This window comes from Paenibacillus sp. VTT E-133291, assembly GCF_002264395.1.
GTDB classification, from domain to species: Bacteria; Bacillota; Bacilli; order Paenibacillales; family Paenibacillaceae; genus Paenibacillus_AQ; species Paenibacillus_AQ nitricinens.
This window is the reverse complement of the sequence record NZ_NFVA01000050.1, coordinates 25,851-51,983: the sequence shown is the minus strand read 5'-3', so window position 1 is coordinate 51,983 and position 26,133 is coordinate 25,851. Positions and strand designations below refer to the sequence as shown.

Sequence of the window (26,133 nt, the reverse complement as noted above, 5' to 3'; positions counted from 1 at the left end):
GGCAGACGCGCACGGTTCAGGTCCGTGTGGGTTAATCCCCGTGGAGGTTCGAGTCCTCTCGACCGCATACCTAAGTGCTTATAAATTAGCTGTACTTTTGAATTGCTCTTCAACCTGAAGAGCCTTTTTCTATTTATAAGGATATTTCAAATTTGGATAACTCTAATGTAAAAGAAGTGAAGCGAAGATGGAACCTATTGTAAATGTCAATACGAAGCGAAGTGTGCGGTTTCTTGAAAAATATTTTTCAGGAGAATCGTTAGATTATCGCCATATGATTGCTTTATTTATCCCTATTCTGGTAGATCAGGCCTTTATAGTGGGGCTAAATCTAGTGAATACGGCCATGATCAGTTCGTCCGGTGTGGCGGCTATCAGTGCGGTGAACATGATTGATTCCCTTAATCTTTTTCTCATTAGTGTGTTTATCGCGGTATCAACAGGTGGTACGGTTGTCGTAGCGCAGTATAAAGGAAGCGGCAATAGTCTTATGGTATCAAAAGCTACCGCAGGCGCCACTTCATCGGTTTCCCTTATGGCTTTTGTTATTGGTATGTTTGGCATTCTTTTTCACAATCCGCTGCTCAACTTACTATTTGGAGCGGCCTCGCCAGAGGTAATGCACAACGCCCGAATCTATTTAATTGGGAGCTGCATCTCCTATCTTGGAATAGCTGTGGTAGAGGCAGTTTGTGGTGCTCTTCGAGGAATCGGAAGGACGAGAGCCTCGCTTGCGCTATCGCTCATTATGAATTTAGTTTACGTCCTCTTGAATCTCGTATTTATTAACCTTTTGCATATGGGCGTTCTTGGGATGACTATTTCTATAAATATAGCCCGATATTTGGGTGCGATATGCGCTCTTTATTATTTGTTCCGGATGGACAATGAATTGCATATTCGAATTCGTGACTTATTGGTTGTTCAATTCTCTATGCTCAAAAAAATAATGTTCATCGGTATGCCTTTTGCGGCAGAGCAGATGTTCTTTAATGGTGGTAAGATTCTGACGCAAGTCTTTATCGTCAGTCTCGGTACTTACGCGCTTGCTACAAACGCTATTGCCTCTTCCTTTGCGGGGATTATGCAAATTCCGGGTAATGCGCTGTCTTTGACGATTATTACAGTGGTCGGACAATGTATGGGAAGCAATAATGTTAAGGATGCCCGGAAATTTATTAAATCGTTTCTCGTAGCATCTTCCCTTTCCTTTGTGGTGATGGGATTGTTAGTTATGCCTTTCTTCCATCCGCTAGTGTCGATGTTCCATCCACCTGCAGAGATTGTGAGGGATATCTTCATAATTGTACTTATTAATACAATCGTACAAATACCGCTGTGGTCTGTTAGCTTCATAACACCGTCAGCGCTTAGAGCAGCGGGGGATTCCAAGTTCACATCTATGGTGTCTATGTTGAGTATGTGGTTGTTCCGTGTAGTACTCGGATACATTTTAGGGATTGTTCTCGATTTCGGTCTACTTGGGGTTTGGTTAGCTATGAACTGTGAGTGGGGAATTAGAGGATTCATATTTCTACGGCGCTTCATGGGTAAGAAGTGGGTTCAGCATCGTGTTATATAGTAAAAGTAAAAGACACCCCGTGTGGGTGTCTTTTTGTTTGCCATGCATGTAGTATTATTCTTTGATCTGTGAGAACAAATCATTCAAAGCTTCACTCATTGTAGGGTGAGTAAAGATATGATCTCTCAGAAAGGTAAAATCTTGCCCTGTTTGTATTGCCATGCTCACGATATTAATCACTTCGCTGGATTCCGCACAGAACAATGTAGCTCCTAGGATTTTATTGGTTTTTGCATCTACAATTGCTTTTAGGAAGCCCTCGGTTTCATTGATTAAGCGGGCACGGGGGATAGCTGCTGAAGGTAACTTAGCGACTTTGATTTCAAGTCCTTGTTCCACGGCGGCTTCTTCACTTATTCCTATTCTGGATAGTGGGGGATCAATAAATACGCTATATGGAACAACGTCACGGTCATTTGTGGTATGGGAATGATCCCCGAAGAGATCATTTCTTACAATTCTATAATCATCTAGTGAGATATAGGTAAACTGTAAACCGCCTTTGACATCGCCGAGGGCCCAAATATGGGGAACAGTGGTTTTTAGAGAAGGGTCTACCTTAATGGCCCCCCGATCGGTCACTTCAATACCGGCGGCTTCTAAATTTAAACCCTCAATGTTTGGTTTTCTCCCCGTTGCAACTAACACAGCATCGACTTCCAACTCTTGAATAGTACCGTCTATAGTATAGGAGATGATGGCTCCGTCATTAACATCCTTCAGTCCTATAATCTTTGCATTCAGTTTGACCTCAATGTTCTTCTTGGTAAAGGTTTGGAGGACGGCGTCCGCGACATCGCGGTCTTCTTTAGGAATGAATTTCGAGGAACCCTCCAGCACCGTAACCTGTGAGCCGAATTGACTGTAGATCGAAGCGAATTCCAATCCAATATAACCACCACCAATGATGGCTAGTTTAGTTGGGAGCTCCCTAAGATCCATAATGGATGTGCTGGTATATACGAACTTACTATCTTGTATCCCATCAATAGTAGGAATGATGGTTTCAGCGCCCGTATTAATGAAGATTTTATCGGCGGTTAAGATTTTCGTCTCACCTGCATCCTTTACTTGGAGTTCGTGTTCCGATAAGAAGGAAGCTTCACCATTGATAATTTCTATATTCTCGTTCTGATTTAGATTATCGTAATTTTTTTGGCGTAGACTTGAAATAAGCTGATCCTTATTATGGACCGCTTCTATATAATCTTCCCCTTGATGGGCTTGATAAGCTAAGGATTTCGTAGGGATACAGGCGATGTTAATGCAAGTTCCACCGTACATTTTCTTAGAGCGTTCAATCACGGCTACTTTCCATTTTCGATTAGCTAGTTCTGTGGCAAGGGTCTTTCCACCTTTACCGAAACCAATAATAATAGCGTCAAACTTGTTCATTTTAATACCTCCGGGTCACACAGGATGTTTTAGATTATGCATATGCATAAATAGCATGTTACTTTATTATTACCCTAAATCCGAAGGTCATTAAACGAATAATAAGGAGAATTGAAGGCAAAAAAGAGATCTCCAAAAAAGGAAATCTCTTAGTCATTCATAGGATAGAGTATAATTTATCGTAATTTAATCGATCCCCCATCGACCATGATCGTTTGACCCGTAACATAGTCGGAATCTTCGCTAGCTAGGAATACTGCAACACGGCCGATATCACTTTCCAGCTCGCCCAGTCTTCTCAAAGGGATCTTCGAAATCATGCTTTGGTAGTACTCTGGGTTCGCTTCTGCCCACTCCATCATGCCAGGTGAATTAGCGATAGGAGAGATGAGGTTTACATTGATCCCGAATGGGCCAAATTCATTGGCGGCTACACGAGTAATTCCGCGGATGGCTTCTTTTGCGGCCGCATAGGAACCTTGATTGACATCGCCATTAATCCCAGCACCCGATGAAAAGTTTATAATCTTTCCTTTAGTTTCTTTTAAATAAGGTAGTGCGGCTTGCATGAAATAGAAGGTAGGATAGAATCCGGTGTTAAAAGATAAATCCAAATCCTCCTGTGTCATTTCTTCGATCGAACTCATTCTAGATGCATGTGCATTGTTGACCAAAATATCTATCTTTCCAAACTTCTCAGCCACCTGCTGTGTAATACCTGAAAGTTTATCGTGCTCCATTAGATTGGCTTGAATGAAGATTGATTCAGGTTGATATGCTTGTAATTCCTTAATGGTTTGGTTACCAGCTTCTTCGTTGAGATCGATAATAACTACCTTGGCACCTTCTTTAACAAATGCCATGGCCATTCCTTTACCGATACCGCCAGCTCCACCTGTGATGATTGCAACTTTCCCTTCGAGTCTATTCATGTTGACATCTCCTTATTTGAAAAAAATGTTGCCGCATGTCCAAACCTTTATCTGTATTAAGGGATAATTGTTCTTCTCCATACTTTACCCAAATTAGTAACTAACTTTACTATGAAGTGAAATTTATATTATTCCCACCCCATGAGTTTAAAATTAATTATGGATAAGTAAAGGGAAGCCTATGGAAATTATCGCTCCACCATCTCTACGGTTCCCCGCCGTGATCAGACCTCCGGAGCGCTCGACGATCGCACGGGATATGGCTAGTCCTAATCCTGATTCCCCATCTTTTCCTTTAACAAATCGGTGGAACAGGTACGGAAGCAGGTCTTCTGAAATGCCAGGACCATCATCACTAACGGATAGTTGAACTTGTTCCTCTTTAATAAAAGCATGAATGTAGATATGTTTGTTGGCATAACGAGTGGCATTGGAAACTACATTCAGAAGGGCTTGCAGCAGCTTATCTCTATCAGCCCGGATCGTAAGTGGCTTACAATCATCGTAGGCTACATGTAGGGTCAGCCCTTTTTTTATTAAAAGAGGGTTCATACGTTCAATCGTTTCTACGACTAAATCGTCCAGAGAGATCTCGCTAGATCTAAATATATCTTCTTCACTATCCAGCTTGGCAAGTAGGGTCATCTCCGTAACGAGTTTCTTCAGACGACTACTCTCACTCATAATAATATCCAGACCTTTATCGATGCCTTCCCCTTCAAAGATGCCATCCTTGATCCCTTCAGCATAACCAGAAATAGACATCAACGGGGTTTTTAATTCATGGGAGGCATTCTGGAAAAATTGCTTCTGCACGTGGTTAAATCGATTCAATTCGCCAGCCATGTCATATACAGATTTAGCAACAGCGCCAATCTCTCCACCAGCTTTAATCAGCTTAACTTCAGAGAAGTGGCGTTCTTTTACCTTTTTCAGCTCTTGCTGTAGCTTCATTAGAGGTTGGATTAGTTTTTTTGTGATAAATAGAGCAAATAGGAACATAAATGCACCTGCTGCACCGAAAACAATCAGTAGTCTTTTGAGCAGCGCTTGTTCAATCGTTGTAACTGCACTCATGGGTGTAAGCAGAGTTAGCGTGCCTATTGGCGTGGCTTTCACTTCTGTTATATATCTGGTATCTGTTCCATTCCAAATGCTCTGGAGATCAGAGGTCTGACCTGCGACAAACTGCGAAGTGGAGTCTAGCGTGATCGAACTCATATTCGATGAGGTGGACAATACTTTTCCTGTCTCATCGCTAAGAATGGCTTCGACGTTTGCTGCACCTACAGAGGAGGACATGAACGCTGGCAATGTACGGATTTCAGTCTCTATATCGGCCCTTTGTGCACTCTCTTGAATCATAGTGGCTGACATGGCTGTACCAAGGGTTCGTAATTCCGCCTTTTGTGTTCCAACGAAATGATTGAGCAGCACGAAGTGGATCACAAAAGCGGTAATAGACAGGAGTAACACCAATACAATGCTAAAAGCAAAATTAATCTGATGAGCTAGCTTCATTGATTTCCACTCCTTCCTCAATACGCATGCGATAGCCATGTCCCCACACGGCTTCAATCGGCAGCAGATCCAGCTTTTTTCGCATTCGTTTAATTAAATGGTCTACGGCACGGTCGCTCCCGAAATAGTCATCGCCCCATACATGGGTTAGTAGCTCATCTCTTGTAAATGCGCGATTCGGAGAAGTTGCGAACACTTTTAGAAGGGTGAATTCTTTGCTAGTGAGTTCAATCTCCTTTCCATGCCAGAACACTCGTCTTTCATCCAATAATAACTGTAGGTGGCTAACTTCAATATGCGTCGGTGTGTGTGGACTACTACTTGCGGATTCCATTGGATTACTCATTTTATACCACCGTTGTAACTGGCGTTTAATGCGAGCAACTAGCTCCCGAGGGCTGAATGGCTTGACCAGATAATCATCACTGCCAAGCTCTAAGCCTAATATTTTATCCACTTCATTATCCCTTGCGGAGATCATAATAATGGGTACTTCGGCTTCATTGCGAATTCGCCGGCAAAATTCGTACCCGTCCATGCCGGGCAGCATAACGTCGAGCACCCACATATCCGGGGGGCTTGTCTGCCATAAGGTCCATGCTTCCTCAGCACTGCCAAGGCCAATCGTGCGGTAATTTTCTTTTTGTAAATAAGCTTCTACAAGATTACGTATATGTTGATCATCGTCTACTACGGCAATGAGATAGTTGGTATTCATTTCGTTACCTCCAGATTATTCTTCTACAAGTATATCAATCTGCAGGTGGGTATAGGGGTCTGCCATCGTTTTTCCACAAATTAACCAATGTTATGCCACACCCCTTTTGTATGCTTGGACTTGTAAGATCATTCAAATCGACGAGGAGTGTTGTATTTATGAATCAACAGATGTTATTTAAAAAGTTAGCGTTGTCCGCCCTACTAGTGTCCGCAGTTGCCGCACCGACTGCAGTGAACGCAGCTAGTGAAGCTAAGGATCAAAGCGCGAAATCAACAAAAGCAGCGGTGGTTACTCCAGCAACGAGTGGAGCACTTTCTGCAACCTTAACTAAGATAGATTGGGTAGATCCTTTGGAGCTAGCTAAGACCTATGCACCTAATACCCTAGAAGATTGGAAGAAAACTTTGGACGAATATTATAAGAATGCTGGATTCAGTGTGACCGGAGCTACCGGGCTTGTGCCTGCGCAACCGGTGGAGGGAGTTCAATTCACAAAAGAAATTCTATCCGACGATGCCCTGCCAGTGAGTTATATTGAAGCGGGCCACAGTGCTCAATTAGTATTGCCTGATGATATGGAGCGGGATACTGAATTCACTACTACTTCAATTAAAGCTGTAGCAGCGACTTCAATAGCAATTTCCATGGCAGATCTTAGTGAAGCTGATAAAGCCTTTTTTAAAGCTCAAGAAGATCTGAATAGTGCAGCTAAATCCAAGGATGCCACCGTGATTAAGGAAGCTCTGGCTAATCTGTTGGACCATTATAAAGAGAAGATCAAGGATCTAGAAACAGCTAAGTAACAGCAATTAACGCGGCTGGGTACAAAGTAGAGATATTGAAAAGGTAAAAGTATAAAAAGACACCTCGAGGGGTGTCTTTTTTTCATGATACGAAGAATGGCTAAGCAATAATTCCTGCAAATCTGCAGGTTCCCTCTAATCCAACTCAATTCCACTCTTTACTTGAAGCCTAGCCTTTTTGCGCCAATTCACTCCTATTACCCCGGCGATAATCATCACGGTGCCGGTCCAATGGTACCATTCCAGTTGTTCATTCAGCAGAAGCACACCGCCGAGAATAGAGACAACCGTCGAAAGACTGCCGAAGATACTCACGCGGGATGCTTCCATTCGAGATAATGCGTAGTTGGAAAGGAAGGAGGTCACGAGGGAGGAGAGTACCCCAAGATAGATCATGGAGAATATGAATTTAGGCTCCTGAAAAGGTGTGAAATATTGATTCAAGGTTCCTGCCGAACCATGCTTAATGATGGAAAGTCCATTGAAGAATATAAACCCGAATAAAGTGATCATATAGGTAAGTTCCTTGGGACTCCAGGTACGTGTTAGCTTTCGGGCTGCGACGTTATAACCGGCAAGGGATAATGCTGAGATCAGTATGAGTAAAACTCCCCAAAGACTAGAGGAAGATATACTGACACCCGGAATGGCAAAGATAAGAATAATGCCCGCAACCGAGATTAGTGTAGAGATCTTCTGAAAGCCGCTCGTAGTTTCCTTCAAGAACAACGTCGCCAAAATGATGGTGAAGATAGGCATGGTCGCCTGAATAATGCCTGCTACAGATGAGGTTGTATGCAGAAGCCCGAAGGCTTGAAGCGTAAAATACAACGAAGGGTATAGTAGAGCAAGTGGGATTACCACTGCTGCCTTGGATATTCCGAACTTCACCCGCCGCCACCCTGGAAATGCAAATAACGAAGCGGCAAGGAAAGATAATGTGAAGCGGTGAGCTAATGTATCGAATGGGTCAGAGACGGTTAAGGCCATTTTTACAAATATAAAAGAAAATCCGACAATAACAGCATTCAAGACCGCAGCTATGATCGCTTTTTGAGTAGAAGATTTATTCATCAGTATGACCTCCAAAGTGTTGCGCGCATTTAGGACCGGTCCTGTTATGCTCTTTATTCTAAGGCTAGAATAGCTATGCTACAATGTAATTATTGTTCATCTGTACCGGTACAAATTAGATTCGGAGGAAGGTGAAGAGGATGTATAAGTATTCGGAAATAATCAATGATCTAGAATTACAAATCGTTGAAGACACGTATCGAGAAGGCGACAAGCTACCCTCTATTCGGGAACTAGCACTTCGTTATGATTGCAATAAGAGCACGGTGATTCGTGCACTCCAGGACCTTCAAGATAAACATCTAATCTACGCAGCTTCAAAGAGCGGATATTATGTCATGAAACGCAGTGGACAGCGGAAAGAGGAAGGTTCGCACTGGATCGATTTTACGGCATCTGCACCAGACCCTGATATTTTTCCATATCTGGATTTTCAACATTGCATCAATAAAGCGATTGATATGTACCGTAAGGATCTGTTTATCTATGGAACACCGCAGGGGCTGCCGTCTCTTATCCGTGAAATGCAGCGACAACTGGCTTCTTATCAGGTATTCGCTGATCCAAAGCAGATTTTTATCACCTCTGGTGTGCAGCAGGCCCTTGGACTCTTGACCCGTATTCCTTTTCCGAATGGTAAGGAGCGAGTATTGATTGAACAGCCGAGTTATCCTTTGTTTATGGAGTATTTGAAGACATATGAAATCGAGGCAGAGGGGATACGGCGTTCTAATGATGGGGTGGATTTGGATGAATTAGAGCGGTTATTTAAAACTGGTGAATTTAAGTTCTTTTATACCGTTCCACGGTTCCATAATCCGCTGGGCGTTTCCTTTACACGAAATCAGAAGAAGGCGATTGCCCAGCTTGCAGCTAAATACGATGTGTATATCGTAGAGGATGACTACATGGCAGATTTGGAGCAGGATGCGAAGCAAGATCCGATCTATGCCTATGATAATACATCACATGTTATTTATTTAAAAAGCTTCTCCAAGATTATATTCCCAGGTCTGCGCGTTGGTGTGGCCGTACTTCCCGAGGTGCTCTGTGAGTCCTTTAACCGATTCAAAAGACTGATGGATATAGATAGCTCTATGTTGTCGCAAGCTGCGCTGGAGTTGTATTTGAAAAGCGGGATGTTCGAGCGCCACCGAAAAAAAATGCGTTCCTGCTACGGAAAAAGATCAATGCTCCTCCACGATTCGATTATGAAGGAGGCAAATGCAGCGTCTGAAGAGCATTATTCCTATGTTCCAGCCAGTCAGCTAGGTGTTCATACTTATCTGAAATTGGAGGATAACCTTAGAGCAGAGCAGATGATCAAACGGCTGCAAAAAAAGTCCATTCGAGTGGAATTGGCGGATAGCGGTTACCTTTCCTATTTTGCAAAAAAAGAGAGGATTCTAAAGCTCAATGTATCTAGTGTAAAAGAGCCTGATATTCCCTCAGGTATTGAACAGGTCATTCGAGAAATACGCTGAATATTCCCCCAATCCTCCATTCGAATTAATTTTTTTGATTCTCCTCTAACAGGAGGTTTTATACTTGGTTCAGGTCGACAGCCAGTAGAGAAATCCAAGGAGGATTATAGATTATGAGATGGATTGAAATCATGCTTGTCTTATTTAATGTATTGATTTTGAGTGGGTTAATACTAGGACGCCCCAAATCACAACGCGGGTGGCTGATAGGCGGCGGAATTCCTGCTGCTTTACTGCTTGTCCACGCTTTCGTGGAAGGCTTGCGGTGGCCGATGATCCCAATGTATCTGGTCACACTGTGGGCGATTGTAGGAGGGGTAAGGCCTTTCTTCCGATCCACAGCAAGGGCAGAAAGAAAGCCGCGACAGCGCTGGAGGGCGCTAATTCTCGGAGGAGTTGGAGTGGTTTATGCTGCTGTGTCCATTGCGCTGCCGATCCTATTCCCTGTATTTTCTTTTGCGGAGCCCACAGGTCCTTACGCGATAGGGACCGTCACCTACCATTGGACCGATTCTGCAAGAGAAGAGAAATTTACGAAAACATCCGGTGATTCCCGCGAATTAATGGTACAAATCTGGTATCCGGCAAGTTCGGAGGCTACTGGAAAAAAGGCGCCATATTTATCTGATCCTGCTCCGTATATAGAAGGACTGCATGAATTTTTGCACTTGCCGGAGTTTGTATTCTCAGGATTTAAGCTAGTCAATACCCATGCTATTGCGAATGCCGGATTAGCCGATACAGAATCTAAATATCCTGTGCTGCTCTTCTCGCATGGATTTATGGGCTACAAGAATCAGAACACGTTTCAAGTCGAGCAATTGGCAAGTCACGGCTATATTGTCGTTGGGATTGAACATGCTTATAGCAGCGTAGCTTCAGCATTTCCAGATAAGCCTGTGGTGAAGTTTGATTCAGAGGGGAAAATGGGCTATGAGCAAATGAAGTATTCTTTTATGGATCGGCGTAATGAAGTTTGGGTAGAAGATGCGAAGTTTGTGCTTGATCGAATGGAGGCCTTGTCTGCGAACGACCCTAGCGGTCTGTTTACTGACCGGATCGATCTTGAACATATGGGCATGTTCGGACATTCCTTTGGGGGAGCTACGACGGTGCAAATGCTGCTGGATGATCAGAGAATACAAGCAGGCATCGATATGGATGGGGTACTTTACGGTGAAAAGCGGATTCCTGCAGACGGCCTAAAGAAGCCTTTTTTGCTCATGAGTGCCGATGAAACGTTAAAAGGAGTAGACCAAACCACTGATGAAGAAATCGCCGCATTGGGAGCGAACAGAGACGAAATTACAGCCTACTATAATGAGATGTTTGCCCGTTATGAGCCGGTAACCGTTGGCGGAAACTATTGGATGACATTCAAAAACAGCACACATATGAGCTTCTCCGATCTATATCTGCTCACCCCGTTGTTTAAATGGATGGAGGGCGTGGATGTGCGTGGAACGCATGAGCTGATTAATGAGTACACGCTCGATTTTTTTGACCATTATTTGAAAGGGCAGCCCTTGCAATATTTGAACATCAACCTGGGAGACCATCCGAAGTTCACACTTCAACAAGGCGCCGAATGAGCGTTGTCCTGCTCGAGTTTCCATTGTAGTCCTTGCATCAGCAAGGCATTTCCTTTTACAATAACATCCCATTTGGGGTTGAGGAGCAGGCACAGTTTATTAAAGCGTTCTATTCGTTTGGAAGGAGCAGTTTGCATGCATTGAGCAAATTGGCGGAAAAAGGCAGCCTTATCGCGGAACTGCTCTGGACCTGCATACATCATCACAAAATCTTCAACAATTGCCTGTACAACAGCGCTGTCTGCTGATAATTTGTGTTGCAGGGCTGTCTCCACCCGGATTCGGATACTCTCCAGCGTTCTGATCCAGGATGCAGCGGGAACACGAGGGTGCTTGACCATATTTAAGAAGGGTAGTTCGAATCGGACGAGCTCCTCCATGTACTGCGCATCATTCATTAGCGCTTGCAGCTCATTCCAAGCTATGGTTTGCCCGGCCGTCACTTTGACTTCATTGATAATATATTTATTGAACAAATACAAAAAAGTATTCTGCCATTCGGACGGCAATTGACCGAGCGGCTGTATTTCTTCTATTTTGCTGGAGATGAACTCGTTTCGTTTAGCAGCATTCATGGACAAGGAGTCAGCCAGCTCATTCATGTAATCCATGGAATTGCCTGATGAATGATGCTCTTCAGCTTGGCGTAGAATCGAAATCATATTAGTCAGTGTACTAACCTGCGTCTCCAGTGCTTCGATTTGCCAGTTGAGTGCTGTATTGAGCTGAATCTCTCCAGCGATGACTTGGCGAATCTCGTCAATGCCGAAGCTCAAATAACGCAGTGTTGTGATCAGCCGCAGGCGGGAAATATCTTCGGGCGTATATAACCGATGTCCACCTTCGCTATGACTCGATGGCTTCAAAAGATCAATGTCGTCATAATAACGGATGGTTTTAATGGTTGTGCCCAGCAGCTTAGCCGCCTCGCCGATGGTTTTGGTATCTTTACGCAAGAAATCACCCCTTCTGATGGAATCATACGATGTTAGAATTGATTGTACCGAAAGGAACGACAACTTACAATTTGCCATTCCCACAACGCAAAACAGCGATCCACCAATAATGGGGGACCGCTGTTTTTTACCGCAACTATTTATCAGTATGGATGATGTCTCTTATTGATCTTCTAGAATCTCTGACTGCCAGCCTAACTGTCTGCACATTTCGCTCATCTTGCGGATATTCAGCCTTGCCTCAATCCGGGTTAAGCCCAGTCTGATCGAAGTATCAGCAGCCCAGCGAAGTAAGTACACTAAGGTATCGGCTTGCGCTTCTTTAGCCGCATAATCTAATAATACGAGGGTATTGTCTACGACACCGGCGCGTACATATCCCCAATAGCTGCCATCAAATTGCCGTAGGGTAAACAACTCGCGATCCTCTGTCACTCCAACCTCTACTAGTGGACTCTCCAGATGCTCCAGCCACTCCTTTTCAGAAATGAAATGCAGTGTATATTGCGGAATGTTCCACTCAGTTGTCTGGGCCGCGAGATCGGCAAGCTGCTTACAATTTTCTAAAGGAACCCAATTTTCCGCGGAATGATCTAACTCCGCCGGAACTTCTACGGCTATTTTCCAAGGTCTATAGTTTACTTCTACGCCAATGGACCCTAGGATCTCAGGTACGCCGACACTCTCCAAGCCTCTTTGCTTGGCGATCCGAATAAGTGCTCTTAATGCATCCGGTGAACCCTTTGCAACATCATTGCTATGCATAACCACAATGGTTCCATTCTCTACCTTAGGTTCAACGTTGGCAACGATTTCTTCTGCAGAAATACCTGCCCAGTCTCCGCAATCAACGCCCTCAATATCCAGATAATCGCCCCATTCTGTCAGCCAATCGAGATTCTCATCCCGGTAGGAGCAGTATGGAAAACGCATGAAATTGGGAGACGGAAGACCTGTTGCGTCTTGATATGCCAGCTCAGTCAGCTTCAATTGCTCTAAGAATACCGTCTTTGGTACTTGGGCCATTCGCCGATGATGATACGTATGCGGAGCAAGCACATGACCCCGGGAGAGAATTAATCTCGCCTTCTCTGGATGCTGATCCATCCATTCTCCAGTGAAGAAGAAGGTACCAACCGCCCCTTCCTCCTCTAGAACATCCAGCCATAATTCAACGGGAAGCTGGGAAGGCCCATCATCAAATGTAAACGCGCATAATGCTTGGTTGACATCGCCTTTCCAAACCGCTTTAGCTGACATATTGACGCCTCTTTTCTATGATTGTTTGCCAAAAAAGTTCGGCAAGAACTCTTTATTGGCTTCCAGCATTTCATCCAGCATCCGAACCGCCACATCTACAGATGGAACGAGTGGATGATGTACCATTGCCTGAAGGGCAAGCGCACGATCACCTGTTACAGCGGCATCAATGGCTAGCTGCTCGTAGGTTTTGACAGCATGAATAAGCCCTTTGGCCATCGGTGGAATCTTAGTCAACGGTAAAGGTAGTGGTCCGTTCTTGGTGACAACACAGTTCACTTCAATACTTGCATCATCTGGCAAGAAGTCCAGTATGCCACGGTTAGCAACATTTAAGGTCTGGATGTCGTTTGAACCGTTATGGAGCGATCTCATGAGATTAACTGCTGCTTCTGAATAGAAAGCACCACCGCGTTGTTCTAGCTGTTTCGGTTTCTCGCTCAGCTCTAAGTTGGCGTATAGCTCAAATAGCTCTTCTTCTACGCGTTTGACGACTTCAGCACGGTTGATACCTTGCTTAAACGATTCCATCTGCTCTTCGAGCATGGCATCCGTCATATAGAAATATTTCAAATAGTAGGAAGGCACGGCGCGAAGAGATTGTAGGAATTCTGGATTCCACTCTCGGGCGGGCACGTTCTTGGCACTGTAGCCCTCTGTGAGCATGTCATCCAGTTTATCTTCACCATCAACGTCGATTCGAGTAATCCAGTGCAAGTGATTCAGACCCACAAACTCAGCATATACACGGTCGGCAGCTACGTTATATTTGGAAGATACTTGCTTGATCAGGCCGATAGGTGCATTACAGAGACCGATACTCTTTACTTTGGAGTATTTCAGAACAGCCTCAGTGACCATTCCTGCAGGATTGGTGAAATTGAGGAGCCATGCGTTAGGAGCCAGCTCTTCAATATCCCGGCATACATCCAGAATGACAGGGATCGTACGCAGTGCTTTCATCATTCCGCCAGGACCTGTCGTTTCTTGACCAATGACACCATATTTAAGAGGAATCGATTCATCACGTGCGCGGGCATCAAGCATACCGACACGCATCTGAGTGCTGACGAAGTCTGCGCCTTCGATAGCCTTCCGGCGGTCTGTTGTAAGATGAACTTCAATCGGTAGCCCGGATTTCTCAACCATACGTTTAGCGAGATTTCCAACAATGTTCAGCTTGCGAAGTCCAGGTTCGATGTCTACGAGCCATAGTTCACGAACAGGAAGCTCCTTGTAATGAAGAATAAATCCCTCTACCAATTCGGGTGTATACGAAGAACCCCCACCGATAACTGCGATCTTTAATCCTTGATTAGTTGCCAAGATCAACCACTCCTGTCTTTTTTGTTTGTTGGATCGATTCATAATCTTGAAATTGCCGCATACTCTCATACACTTCACTACTAAGGGTCAAACCATCTTGATCCATCGCAGACCATACGGCACCTACTACAGGCTCTGTGGCAAGAGTCACCACAGTTGCATGTGGGGCTGCGGCTTGTACAGCTTTCTCAATAGGTCCGCGAATCCAGCCGCGATCCCCACGGGTTAGCAGACTTCCCGCCAGAACCACATCGAAAGTATCCTGCTCCATCCCAAGCTTGTGGATGACTGCAGCAGCGGACTTCCCTAACTCAACGCCTTGCCGATTTAGAATCTCTAAGGCTACAGCATCTCCTTCAGCTGCTGCTTCGAAGAGCAAGCGTGCAGCATGAACAGGGACCCTTTTCCAATGATTGAGGAAATCATTAAACATATCTGCAACTTCCTCATAACCTAGCAAGTTGAGTAGAAGTCCGGTCAAGAGGGTAGGTTGTTCCCGTCCATCCCAAGCTCTTATGACAGAACGAAAGACTTCAATGTTGAGTGCACCGCCACCGCCGAAGTCACCATACATGTAGTCAAAACCACCACACTGATAGTGCTCTCCTTGCGTGTTTCTGCCAGCCGAATTGGTGCCTGTGCCGCAGATTAGTGCAACTCCATAAGGGCGAGTCGTCCCTGCACGTAATCCGATCATGGTGTCACAGTTAATGGTGTAATTGATAAATCCGATCTCGCGAATCATTGGATGGAGAATAGCATAATCGGCCTCGCGGTCAGCACCGGCAAGCCCAAGATAAGTATGTTGGATGTCCTCCAATCGGAGTCCGGCCTCATTTAGTGCCCCGAATGTGGCCTCTCGAATACTGTTGGCTGCCTCAAGGGCGCCTGTCTGGTGGTTGCCGTTACCGCTCCTGCCCTTACCGAGAACATTGCCATGTTCATCGCATAGCAGAGCATAGGTTTTGGTGCCTCCACCATCGATTCCCAAGTAGTAAGTCAATGGTTGTCACTCCTTGTTTATATTATTTAATTACTTGGAAGTAGTAGATTCCCGTACTATTAACTCTGGGTCAATCTTTACACCAGCTCCGCGCTTCATCTTTCCGGAGATACGCTTTAAGAGCATTTCGGCAGCTGCTAATCCAATTTTGTCCGAGGGCTGACGGATCGTTGTTAAATATGGATGAAGCTGTGAAGCGATATAATGATCATCATAGCCAATCACAGCTACCTGTTCGGGTACCCGAATGCCAGCTTCCATCAGCGCGTTGATAACGCCAAGGGCGATATTGTCATCGCCAGCGAATACTGCAGTAGGTAACTGTCCTTTGTTCAGCCAACGCTTACAGGTATCGTATCCCATTTCAATTTCGAATTCGCCATGTACAATTTCAAATGGAGTAAGATCTTTTTCCTCAAGCGCTTGTAGGAATCCGGCACGCCGCTCCCGTGTACTACGGAACATTTCCTGTCCACAGAGATGAGCGATTGATGTATGGCCGAGCGCTAACAGATGACGGGTAGCCATATATCCGCCTTTGAAGTTGTCGATTGTAATAGAGTAGGTGTCATTCTCAGGCTTTTGGTTATCGATTAGTACATAAGGGATGCCTCGTCGTTTCATTTCCACAATATAATTGTCCTCTTCTATCGGAGAGAGCAGAATCAAACCATCTACACGATCTTCTTGGATCAAATAATGGCTATCATCCGATTCGATGCCTGTTGAGATGGATATGGCTGAAAAATAACCATGCATCGCTAATACTTCATTCAGCTCTTTGACCACCGCGTCAAAAAAGGAATCCTGCAGCGTGGTGACAATAATACCGATAATTCCCGTCTTACCGCTTGCCAGACTGCGTGCCGCTGCATTAGGGCGATAATCCAGCTCTTTAATGGCCTCCAGCACCTTCTGGCGATTATTCTCGCGTACCGATTCGGCCCCGTTTAAGACCCGGGATACGGTTACAACGGATAATCCCGACTTTTTGGCTACATCAAAAATACTCACTTTCATCTCAAGCTCTCCTCGCGGCAGATTTTCCGATCCTGTTTTCTACCTTCAGTATACAGGGTTGGCAGACTGTCCGCTGAACGTATGATTTCAAACAGGCATACCGTCCCTAAAGGGACGGCATACTTGCCAAATATTAACGATGAATGATCTCCGTAACTTTTTTCTGAATCGTCGTCATCACCTCTTCCACCGTCTTATGTCCAGTTTCTACTGGCTGCAATTCATTAATGAACATGTCATTAATTTGCGAGTAGTTGGTGATCAAATGGTTATAGGATTCGAAGCCATAGTTCACAGCACCCTCGTAGACATTTTTGATATCTTGTGGATCGATGCCGTCAAAATGTTTATAGTAAGCTTCAGCAGCTTCGGTGTTGACGGGTGGGTTACCGCCACTAAGCTCAATGGATTTCTCCTGCACTTCGGTAGTGATCAAATATTTGATCCATTCCAAAGCTTCCTTCGGATGTTTGGAGTCCTTCAAGATCAGCAGCGGATCGACGTAAAGTGTGCTGCGCACCTTATCGTTTCCTCCCCATGGTACGGCGGCTACGCCGATTTTGAAGGGAAAGTCATTCGCACCTGCAAGGTTCCATGAGCCACCGATAGACATCCCGATTTTACCTGCAACGAAGGGATCGCCGTTCTGTCCGGCTACGCTTTTGCTCCACTCAGAGGAAGGGGAGACCTTATCCTTGAAGACGAGATCAAAGAGCTTGTTATAGGCGGCAATCACTTCAGGGGAATCAAAATAAGTCTCAGAAGGCACACCGCCATTAGTCCATGTATCCTCTGAATAAGGCTGCGCTCCAAAATATAATGGCCGCATATCGCGTTCAGACCAGGTAAAGTCTACGCCATATTGTGTTTTGGCAATATCATCGGAGACGAGAGTCATTTGTTTAGCTTGGTCGACCATCTTTTCAAACGTCCAGCTCTTATCTTCATAATCGCTTGTTGGGTAAGTCAGCTTGGCAGCATCAAACATGTCTTTGTTATAGAGCATTAAGGTGACATACATATTAACTGGGATACCATATGTGTGATCTTTAACCTTATAGATATTCATGAGGTTCTCTGGGATGTTGTAATCCGCTGGCTTGAAACCATCCTCTTTAATTAGGTCGGTCAAATCGAGCAGCATATCCTTGTTGTAGTATTCTGCGAAACCTCCATAACCCCAGTGACTTGTCACATCTGGTGATTTGCCACCGGCAATTAGCGTTTGCAGCTTGCTGTCGAACTGCTCATAAGGTGCTTTTTCCACTTTCACTTTAATGTTAGGGTGCTGCTTTTCGAAATCAGGAATTAATTTCTCAACAAATGTCCGGTCCTCTGAATCTATTGTGTAATGGGTGATGGTTACCGTTTCTGCCTTGCCTCCTGAATTGGTCGAGCCGCCATTTCCTTCGGATAGAGTGTTACCAGCCGATTTACCTCCGCTACAGCCTGACAATGCCAGAACAACTAGCATGGTTGTTGCAAGTAAAAGCGCACTACTTTTCCTGTTCTTGTTCATTAGCTAAACCCTCCATGATTTCAAGTATATTTGGCCGCCCTGTTGGCGGATTATTACTTAATCCCTGTAAGTACAATCCCTTCGACGAACTGTTTCTGTGCTACAGCGAACAGCGTAACGATTGGAACCATAGCCAGAACTGAAGCGACCATCAGCAGATGCCATGGTGGAATGCGGAATCTCGATGAGGTGAGAGAAGCCATCCCGACGGGTAGCGTGAACTTCTCTGAAGAGCTTAGGTATAGCACCGGTGTAAGCAGATCGTTCCAGTTGTAGATAAAAGCAAAGATAGCTACAGTGGCTAGGGCAGGCTTGGAGAGTGGGAGTGCTATAGTAGCCCACATCCGTATTTCGCCGCAGCCATCAATGCGTCCGGCATCAAACAGCTCTTCAGGCAACGTGGAGAAGAATTGGCGCAGCAGGAAAATGTTATAAGCTGAGCCGAAGAAAGCAGGCACAATCAAGGGTAGAAAGGTGTCGATCCAGTTCATTTGTGAAAAGAGTACGAATTGCGGAATCATAATGGCTGGATAAGGCAACATCATTGTGCTCAATAATAGAATGAACCATATCTGATTCCCTTTACCTCTAAATCTGGCGAATCCATAGGCGACCAGCGCCGAAGAAATTAATGTACCTACAACGCTGAGACCGGCGATAATTAAACTGTTTTTGTAAAGCGTACCGAACTGCAGGGTATCAAAAATTTCTGTGTAATTGCTCCACTGCCAGCTCTCCGGTAGAAAGGTGGGCGGGAACTTCAGCATCTCGCGTTTGGACTTAAGTGAAGTGGAGACCATGAAGAACAAAGGAAGCAGCATCAGAAAGGTTGTTACTACTAAAGTGATAAAGCTGAAAATCTTAACAGGTTCCACTTTCCGGCGGCGTCTTGTTCCTTTAGTCTGGGGGCTTAGCGCTCTTACTGTACTCATTTGCGTCCGCCTCCTTCGTAGTGAACATAACGGTTAGATAATTTCATAATTAGTGCGGTGCACAGCATAACTACGATGAGGAGCACCCAGGCCAAGGCTGAGGAATAACCGGCACGATATTCTTTGAAAGCACTGGTGTAGAGATTATACACATAGAACCAGGTTGAGTAATTTGGACCTCCTTGAGTCATGACAAAAGCTTGGGTAAAGACTTGGAAAGAATCGATCAGCCCCATAATTAGTTGAAAGAGCAGGACAGGAGAGATCATTGGTAAGGTAATGTTCAAGAAAATTCTGAAGCGTCCAGCACCGTCAAGATTGGCTGCTTCGATCAAACTGGCCGGTACGCCTTGCAGTCCTGCGAGGAATAAAATCATTCCTGAGCCTGCTGTCCAGAAAGTCATGATGATTAAGGCGTATAGCGCAGTGTCGGGGTTCATCAGCCAAGCCGGTCCATGAATGCCGAACCAGGAAAGAATGTAATTGAAGAGCCCGATTTGCGGGTTGAAGATCCAGTACCATAGCAGGGACATAGCCACGCCGGATACCATACTTGGAAAATACATTGCTGTTCGGAAAAAGCCGCGGAGAGGAATGGTCTGGTGGAGCAATAGCGCAAAACCAAGACCAAGTGCAAGCTGGATGGGAACACCGATGAAGGTATATCTCAGCGTGACAACTACCGATTTCCAGAACAGGTCATTGTGAAACATCTCTGTGTAGTTAGCGAGCCCGATGAACTTAGGTGGGTGAATGATGTCATAATCAGTGAAGCTGAAGTAAAGCGATGACAAAATAGGATAAAGGGCGAATACAAGGAAGCCGATAATCCAAGGAGAAATGAACAGATACATATAAAACGTCTGCCGCCTGTTCTCGCGATTGATCATGACACATCAACCTTTCAGTTTTAAAGTATAAGCGCTTTAACTTTTGATCATGACAACACTATTTAATAGCAATAATACTAGAAACTCAAAATCAAAAGTTTAACCGCTTTAACTTTTTGGTTCGCTTGATAAGCTTATCATAGAGGATGATTAATAAATAATCAACACTTATTTTTTCTGTAAAAGCGTTATCAGTCATAAAACATAACATAAACTCTATATATTTTCTGAGAAAGAGCCTATTTATCAAGATTTTGAGTGTGTGTTTGTTAGCTTAACTAACATATAAATATGTTTTCGATTGATATTTCTCATGCTATGATTAGGTTTGGTATTATTTTGTTGGAAATGAGGAAACTGAATGACGACTAGGCCTTACTTAAAAATGATCCAGCATTCTGTTACAACCTCAGGGATTACCTTTGAGGAAGTTACACCGAATTTCGTATATAGAGCGTCGGATGGATTGAAATCCTTTGTGATGGTAGACGCTGAAATAGGTCTGAATAGCAGTGCCTCTACAATTATTGCTATGAGTAAATCTCTAACTTATGACGTTCTTCACAAAGAGGATGTTGCGGCTGTAGAACATACCTATTTAGCACATCCCGACGAAAAATTTAATCATTCAGATCCTTATGAATTAGCCGAGCGTTCTTTTTATAAGTTCAATAAGCAGGTAGTTGTGAAGCAGGATAACGGGGCGCAGGGAAATCATGTTTATAAAATTAATGAGATAGCCGATCTGCACGAAAAGCTGGATTTATTATTTTCTTTGCAGCTTAATGGGGCGATAGGTCCTTATTATGAAGCGGAGATTGAGTATAGAATCGTAACTTTTAATCATCAAGCGCGTGTATTCCTTGGCAAAAAAAGAGTGCATTCCTGGAAGCATAATTTGATTAATGGGGCTCTTGCGATTGAAGTTAACGATCATGCCAAACGAGTGGCGCTAGCGGAGCTTGCTTCCCGGGCTTCTAAAGCACTAGGCCTTGATTTCTGCTCCGTAGATATTTTAGAGACAAATCAAGGCCTCATGGTTATTGAAGTCAATCATAAGGTGATGTTAGATGAGTATTGTAAGCAGAATCCAAGTAAGGTGCCAGCTCTATCTGATCTTTATAGGGAAGTAATTCTCCAGCGCTTGGATCAGTTATAATCCGATATCGAGCAGCGATTGCCCGAATAATCGTTTGGCGTTTCCGATAAAGGTTTGCGTGCCGACAATAACAATAATTTCGGAGGAAGAGCTTGCCTTTAGGTGTGAGAGAGCATCCTCCAAATAAGGGAACTCGTAGCTTTTTTCGATAAAATGTTTGGCGATATGAAGTGCATCTGTAGGAAAAGAAAGATGACTTATATCAGGCTTTGTGACGATGATTTGCTCCGAGACCGTACTCATCATTTCAATAACTCCTGTATAATCCTTATCTTTAGGGACACCGATGATTGAAGTTACAGAGCGGTTGCGGTCAGGATTAACGAGTTGAATAAGTTCAGCCAAATAGCTTGCAGATTCTTTATGAATCGCCCCATCAATAATCGTTAATGGATCATGAGAGATCACTTCACATCGCCCCGGCCACTGCAGTTTTGCAAAACAATTGCCAACGAGTTCCCTATTGAGGGAACCTCCTGTAATATCCTCACATAGTGCGACTGCAGTGGCTGCATTGAGTGCTTGAAACTGCCCTAATAACGGAATCGTTAAGGATGGATAAATCGCTTGATTTGTCCGAATATCAAAAGTAGTTCCAACCGGTCCAATCGCAATAGAATCAGTCCCAAATTGCTCCTCATAATACTGTGCAGAATGGGCGCTAAGGTTCTCCTTTATAGTCGCGAGTACGCTCGGTTTCTGTTTGCTGATATATACGTTTGTTGCTTTATTTTTGACGATGCCCAGCTTATGAAGCGTAATACTGTTTAGGTCAGGTCCCAAATTAGCTACATGCTCTTCCATAATCGGAGTGATGACAGCCCAGTCATTCTTCAGAACATTGGTGTCATCAAATCTTCCACCTCTTCCGCATTCAATCACATTGAAGTCAGTAAGATTCTCCTTGAAGTACAACGCCGCAATCGCTAGACCTACACCAATAGGACCTTGATACTCATCTGTGGCAAGCTGATCTTCAATCCTTTGGAATTCCTCGCCAACTATATTTCCTAATCGTACAAAATCGTCCGTGGATATGGCCTTCCCGTCAATCCGTATTCTTTCGTTGAAATCAACCAGATGGGGTGAGGTGAATAAGCCCACTTTATATCCTAAGTGACTTAACAAAGAGGAGATAAATCTAGAGGTGGAGCCCTTACCTTTACTGCCTGTGACTAGTATGTATTGTTGATCTCGATCCGGATTTCCGACTAGATCCAGCAATGCTCTGGTGAATTCCGGTCGTCTAACTTGTTCATCCAAAGATTCTGTGATGTTGTTAATGGCTCTCAGATAAGAGCTGTAGATCATATCTTCTACCTGGGATTGTGAAGTGAATTTCACGATCATCGCTCCATTTAGTTAATTTTTGCTCGTTCTTCGGATAGTGTTGTATAGATGATGATCGGAAGTAGTACAACGGAAATACCAACAGTCAGAGCGATGCTCCAGTTCAAATCTTTATACAGCTGCACTACTGTAAACAATAAAGCGATTACGGGCAAGACCAGCTTATTTAAGTGTTTTAAAAATAGAGAGTTCATGCTTCTTTTTACAGTAACCGATGTGCCGATGTTGGGGATTTCTAATTCATTTCGTGACAAAGCAGTGATTCCGATAAATAAGTGGCTGTCGATAAATTTAAGCTGCTCATTCTCCTCATTTAGCTTGATTAGCTGGGCAATATGCTCCGTATCTATGTCTAAGATGGGGACGGCGATTTCTTTATGGTTGTAGGAAATGACGATTTTATCGGTCTCTTCCATGCCCAGCAGTTTTCTAACATTGGGGTGAATTCGGCATAAGTTTTGGTGCTCATCAAAAGGGTAGGGATGTCCTACTCTTAGCGTAAGCTCTCTTTTGCCAATAAAAAGATTTCCTAATGCGGTTAAGGGCCGTTTGATTCCCAGATGTATAAGTTTATGTATGCCTGGCTTGGATTGAGGACTTGTTCTTGCACGGGTAATGATTAGTTGATCATCCTCAGTGGCCTGAGTCTCAAGCAACAACATGATGTACCTGTTGAAATACAGCGTATTCGGCTTGGCTGTGTGATCCTCTTTTAGAGTGATGTTTATGCGAAAGCCATTCTTAGGATTAATCAGCTCGACATGATTCGAATATTTACGGACGAGTGTTGGACATGCTTTGACATAAGGTTTGGCAATCTCGTTCACTTTAGGAATTCCCCGAAGGATTGTGTTGTACTCCGGTTTAGTGATGGTTAATCCTGTTAAGGGGCAGTCTCCTAGCTTGTCCTTTGCTCTTTTAGATAATTGTATACTCCCTCTTGGGATATCACCTTTTGATAAAAGTAAACAGCTAACCTGAGTGCCATTCTCTGCTGTAAGCTCGACAAAAATATGGTGAACTAAGCCTAAATCAACCAGCTCATCGGGATTCATCGTAATTTCATCTCTGGCAGTATAGCTTTGTTTGTCTAATATGGTGAAGGTCTGCTCGATGTTTATGTTAGGCGCCTCCCAATTGATTGATAATTTGTTCGAGGGAATGAATGGTTTTTTGGAATAAATCAAAGGATTTCGGGTTACGATAATTTCGATTAATTTCAATTTGAACACTTTGAACTAACAATTCTTTGGCTGAATATGAAGTGATCGTTCCGGGATGAGATGCAGAAAATGTATGGTTTTGATGAACATTGGTAATACCATTATTGAAAAAAATACGTACAACCTCATTTATATTATTTGCTTGTATGGATGTTCCGTGTAATGTGCCTAAATCCATATCGAATTCTCTATCTTTAGAAGCCCCATGCAGGTCTATAACGAATTTAATTTGATGTTCTTTGACAATTGTTCCAAGTGCAGCTTTATATTCTCCGCCAAGGATGTAATTGGGATCTTCTTTGGAGAAGCTATTGGAATAGATACAATGACAACCTGTGAGCTTTTGTAATAGCAGAGCAAGTGAACCTGTATACATATCCGCAGGTTTTACAGCATTTTCTCTATAGTGGTTAATGGCATGCGGAGCTGACACAAGTACCGGGAGAGCGCCTTTTACAATGGTGTAGGAGGGCTCCACTCCAATATCGCCAAAATAATTGTTATTAGAGAATTGTAACTCATACTTCTCGATCAGAGATAAGATATGCCATCACCTATTCCTATTTACTATTGTGAATACAAGAAAGTATAAGTTTCACGCTTTAGCTTATATTTTTATATTTCACGCTTAAACGATCACCGTCCTTACTTAGGACGCCGAAGGCGTTTATACTTGTCTATTATAACGTTCGAAGATTTCAGATGGCTAGTTTTACCAATAAAAAGGCTATTGTAATGTGGAAAACGGTGTGCTAATATTTCAATTGAAAACGTTACCGATAAGGATACCGGAAAAATAAAGAAGATTATTTAAGTCAATTGTAACCGCTGACATTATTTCGGTAGCGCTACTCGGAGAAACGTCTTCAAATGAAATCATTAAATAAAAAGTATGAGGGGGAAGAAAAATGAAGAACATCAAAAAATACTTAGGGCTCATGTTGGTAATGTCTATGGTTGTAGTCTTGGCAGCAGGATGCGGTAATAAAGAGAACAATACAGCAACAAATGATGGAAACGCTTCATCTGGAAAAAAAGGATCGGTTTACTTTTTAAACTTCAAGCCTGAAATTGCAGAAATATATGAAAAAATCGCTAAGGATTACGAAGCAGAGACAGGAGTTAAAGTGAAAGTCGTAACGGCTGCTGCAGGTACTTACGAAACGAAATTGAAATCGGAAATTTCTAAGTCCGAAGCACCTACGATTTTCCAAATCAACGGACCTGTTGGTTTTCAATCTTGGAAAGATTACACCTTGGATTTGAAAGATACTAAGCTGTACAGCTATCTATCCGACAAAAGCCTGGCTGTAACTGAAGGTGAAGGTGTATATGGTATCCCTTACGTGGTTGAAGGATACGGTATTATTTACAACGACGCGATTATGAAGAAATACTTTGCGCTACCTGATAAAGCTGTGTCGATCTCTTCCACCACTGAAATCAATAACTTCGACACTTTGAAAGCAGTAGTAGAAGATATGACCGCTAAAAAAGATCAACTGGGTATTAAAGGCGTATTCGCTTCCACTTCCCTCGCTGCTGGTGAGCAATGGAGATGGCAGACTCACTTGGCTAACTTGCCACTGTACTATGAATTCAAGGACAACACTGAGTTTGATAACACAGTTCTTGCCGGTTTAGCCTCTAAAGAAGTTGAATTCAAATACAATGATAAATTTAAAAATATCTTCGATCTTTACATCAAGAACTCTGTGACTAAAGAATCTTTGCTAGGCAGTAAGTCTGTAGCTGATTCCATGGCTGAATTCGCACTCGGTAACGCAGCTATGGTTCAAAACGGTAACTGGGCTTGGTCACAAATCAATGATGTTGACGGTAACGTAGTGAAAGCAGATGAGATTAAATTCTTGCCTATCTACACAGGTATGGAAGGCGAAGAGAAACAAGGTCTGGCTGTAGGTACAGAAAACTATTTTGCAATCAACAGCAAAGCATCTGCTGAGAACCAACAAGCTTCTATCGCTTTCTTGGAATGGTTGTTCTCCAGTGAAAAAGGTAAAGCTTATGTAACGAACGATCTAGGTTTCATCGCTCCATTCAATACCTTTGAAGAAAATGAAAAACCAGCAGATCCACTGGCTAAAGAAGTCTCCGCTTGGATGGAAAAAGATTTGACCTCCGTAGCTTGGACATTTGCAGCATTCCCAAGTGAAGAATTCAAAAATGTCTTTGGTGATGCACTCTTGCAATATGCTCAAGGGAATAAAACCTGGGATGAAGTTGTAACCATCTTTAAGGATACTTGGAAGGCTGAAAAAGCAAAATAAAAAAGGCGTGGAAAGATGATTGAATAATTCTCAGTTGTCATACAGATATAAGCTTAGTGCCACTGGAGTCGAGACGGATTTCAGTGGCACTAAGCAACAA

Annotated in this window: 22 protein-coding genes; 6 read left to right on the top strand and 16 right to left on the bottom strand. The window is 43.6% G+C overall.

Annotation, left to right across the window (positions count from 1 at the left end; genetic code table 11):
- Positions 1-187 precede the first annotated feature (187 nt).
- On the top strand, positions 188-1,582 hold the full coding sequence (locus tag CA598_RS19315; protein WP_094877529.1) for an MATE family efflux transporter: 1,395 nt from the start codon (positions 188-190) through the stop codon (positions 1,580-1,582).
- Positions 1,583-1,636: 54 nt separating this feature from the next.
- Here the strand turns inward: CA598_RS19315 and CA598_RS19310 are convergent, their stop codons facing one another.
- The 4 genes from CA598_RS19310 to CA598_RS19295 form a co-directional block, all read right to left on the bottom strand.
- Entirely contained in the window at positions 1,637-2,977 is a 1,341-nt protein-coding gene (locus CA598_RS19310) for an FAD-dependent oxidoreductase (protein ID WP_094877528.1), read from the bottom strand.
- A 176-nt stretch (positions 2,978-3,153) separates the two neighbouring features.
- Entirely contained in the window at positions 3,154-3,909 is a 756-nt protein-coding gene (locus tag CA598_RS19305; RefSeq protein ID WP_094877527.1) for an SDR family NAD(P)-dependent oxidoreductase, read from the bottom strand.
- A 153-nt stretch (positions 3,910-4,062) separates the two neighbouring features.
- Positions 4,063-5,430 carry a sensor histidine kinase gene (locus CA598_RS19300; protein WP_094877526.1) on the bottom strand — a complete coding sequence of 456 codons (1,368 nt, stop codon included), beginning with the start codon at positions 5,428-5,430 and terminating at the stop codon, positions 4,063-4,065.
- Positions 5,408-6,148: a response regulator transcription factor gene (locus tag CA598_RS19295; protein WP_094877525.1), complete on the bottom strand. Its 741-nt coding sequence runs from the start codon at positions 6,146-6,148 to the stop codon at positions 5,408-5,410. Before CA598_RS19295 ends, CA598_RS19300 begins: the two co-directional genes overlap by 23 nt.
- 158 nt (positions 6,149-6,306) lie before the next feature.
- On the opposite strand from CA598_RS19295, the gene CA598_RS19290 reads away from it, so the two are divergent.
- Positions 6,307-6,954: a hypothetical protein gene (locus CA598_RS19290; RefSeq protein ID WP_094877524.1), complete on the top strand. Its 648-nt coding sequence runs from the start codon at positions 6,307-6,309 to the stop codon at positions 6,952-6,954.
- A gap of 135 nt (positions 6,955-7,089) precedes the next feature.
- Here the strand turns inward: CA598_RS19290 and CA598_RS19285 are convergent, their stop codons facing one another.
- Positions 7,090-8,028 (bottom strand): DMT family transporter, encoded by a 939-nt coding sequence (locus tag CA598_RS19285; protein ID WP_094877523.1) that lies wholly within the window; start codon positions 8,026-8,028, stop codon positions 7,090-7,092.
- Positions 8,029-8,168: 140 nt separating this feature from the next.
- On the opposite strand from CA598_RS19285, the gene CA598_RS19280 reads away from it, so the two are divergent.
- Positions 8,169-9,512, top strand: coding sequence for an aminotransferase-like domain-containing protein (locus CA598_RS19280; protein WP_094877522.1), 1,344 nt, complete (start codon positions 8,169-8,171; stop codon positions 9,510-9,512).
- Positions 9,513-9,625: 113 nt separating this feature from the next.
- Entirely contained in the window at positions 9,626-11,104 is a 1,479-nt protein-coding gene (locus CA598_RS19275) for an alpha/beta hydrolase (protein WP_094877521.1), read from the top strand.
- On the opposite strand, the gene CA598_RS19270 is transcribed toward CA598_RS19275, so the two are convergent.
- From CA598_RS19270 to CA598_RS19235, 8 genes are all read right to left on the bottom strand, one after another.
- A complete protein-coding gene (locus CA598_RS19270) occupies positions 11,086-12,060 on the bottom strand; it encodes a MerR family transcriptional regulator (RefSeq protein ID WP_256990552.1) in 975 nt (324 codons plus the stop codon). The two genes, CA598_RS19275 and CA598_RS19270, sit on opposite strands and share 19 nt — an antisense overlap.
- Before the next feature lie 162 nt (positions 12,061-12,222).
- Positions 12,223-13,320 carry a polysaccharide deacetylase family protein gene (locus tag CA598_RS19265; RefSeq protein WP_094877519.1) on the bottom strand — a complete coding sequence of 366 codons (1,098 nt, stop codon included), beginning with the start codon at positions 13,318-13,320 and terminating at the stop codon, positions 12,223-12,225.
- Between the two features lie 15 nt (positions 13,321-13,335).
- Positions 13,336-14,688: a 6-phospho-beta-glucosidase gene (locus tag CA598_RS19260; RefSeq protein ID WP_094869208.1), complete on the bottom strand. Its 1,353-nt coding sequence runs from the start codon at positions 14,686-14,688 to the stop codon at positions 13,336-13,338.
- Positions 14,636-15,649 (bottom strand): N-acetylglucosamine kinase, encoded by a 1,014-nt coding sequence (locus tag CA598_RS19255; protein ID WP_094869207.1) that lies wholly within the window; start codon positions 15,647-15,649, stop codon positions 14,636-14,638. The genes CA598_RS19260 and CA598_RS19255 overlap by 53 nt, the downstream gene beginning before the upstream one ends.
- Before the next feature lie 30 nt (positions 15,650-15,679).
- Positions 15,680-16,669: a LacI family DNA-binding transcriptional regulator gene (locus CA598_RS19250; protein WP_094877518.1), complete on the bottom strand. Its 990-nt coding sequence runs from the start codon at positions 16,667-16,669 to the stop codon at positions 15,680-15,682.
- Positions 16,670-16,802: 133 nt separating this feature from the next.
- Positions 16,803-18,188 carry an ABC transporter substrate-binding protein gene (locus CA598_RS19245; RefSeq protein ID WP_094869205.1) on the bottom strand — a complete coding sequence of 462 codons (1,386 nt, stop codon included), beginning with the start codon at positions 18,186-18,188 and terminating at the stop codon, positions 16,803-16,805.
- Positions 18,189-18,241: 53 nt separating this feature from the next.
- The gene (locus CA598_RS19240; RefSeq protein ID WP_094869204.1) at positions 18,242-19,120 is read right to left on the bottom strand and encodes a carbohydrate ABC transporter permease; all 879 of its coding nucleotides are present in this window, start codon (positions 19,118-19,120) and stop codon (positions 18,242-18,244) included.
- Positions 19,117-20,010: a carbohydrate ABC transporter permease gene (locus CA598_RS19235; protein WP_036687229.1), complete on the bottom strand. Its 894-nt coding sequence runs from the start codon at positions 20,008-20,010 to the stop codon at positions 19,117-19,119. Before CA598_RS19235 ends, CA598_RS19240 begins: the two co-directional genes overlap by 4 nt.
- Before the next feature lie 361 nt (positions 20,011-20,371).
- Between CA598_RS19235 and CA598_RS19230 the strand changes: the two genes are divergently transcribed.
- Positions 20,372-21,169, top strand: a complete 798-nt coding sequence (locus CA598_RS19230) for an ATP-grasp domain-containing protein (RefSeq protein WP_094877517.1) — start codon at positions 20,372-20,374, stop codon at positions 21,167-21,169.
- On the opposite strand, the gene CA598_RS19225 is transcribed toward CA598_RS19230, so the two are convergent.
- From CA598_RS19225 to CA598_RS19215, 3 genes are all read right to left on the bottom strand, one after another.
- On the bottom strand, positions 21,164-22,513 hold the full coding sequence (locus CA598_RS19225) for a bifunctional folylpolyglutamate synthase/dihydrofolate synthase (RefSeq protein WP_179283709.1): 1,350 nt from the start codon (positions 22,511-22,513) through the stop codon (positions 21,164-21,166). The two genes, CA598_RS19230 and CA598_RS19225, sit on opposite strands and share 6 nt — an antisense overlap.
- A 14-nt stretch (positions 22,514-22,527) precedes the next feature.
- A complete protein-coding gene (locus CA598_RS19220; RefSeq protein WP_094869201.1) occupies positions 22,528-23,574 on the bottom strand; it encodes a hypothetical protein in 1,047 nt (348 codons plus the stop codon).
- A gap of 67 nt (positions 23,575-23,641) precedes the next feature.
- A complete protein-coding gene (locus tag CA598_RS19215) occupies positions 23,642-24,175 on the bottom strand; it encodes an N-formylglutamate amidohydrolase (protein WP_143812425.1) in 534 nt (177 codons plus the stop codon).
- 475 nt (positions 24,176-24,650) lie between these two features.
- Between CA598_RS19215 and CA598_RS19210 the strand changes: the two genes are divergently transcribed.
- Positions 24,651-26,033 (top strand): ABC transporter substrate-binding protein, encoded by a 1,383-nt coding sequence (locus CA598_RS19210; protein ID WP_094877514.1) that lies wholly within the window; start codon positions 24,651-24,653, stop codon positions 26,031-26,033.
- The last annotated feature ends 100 nt before the right edge of the window (positions 26,034-26,133 follow it).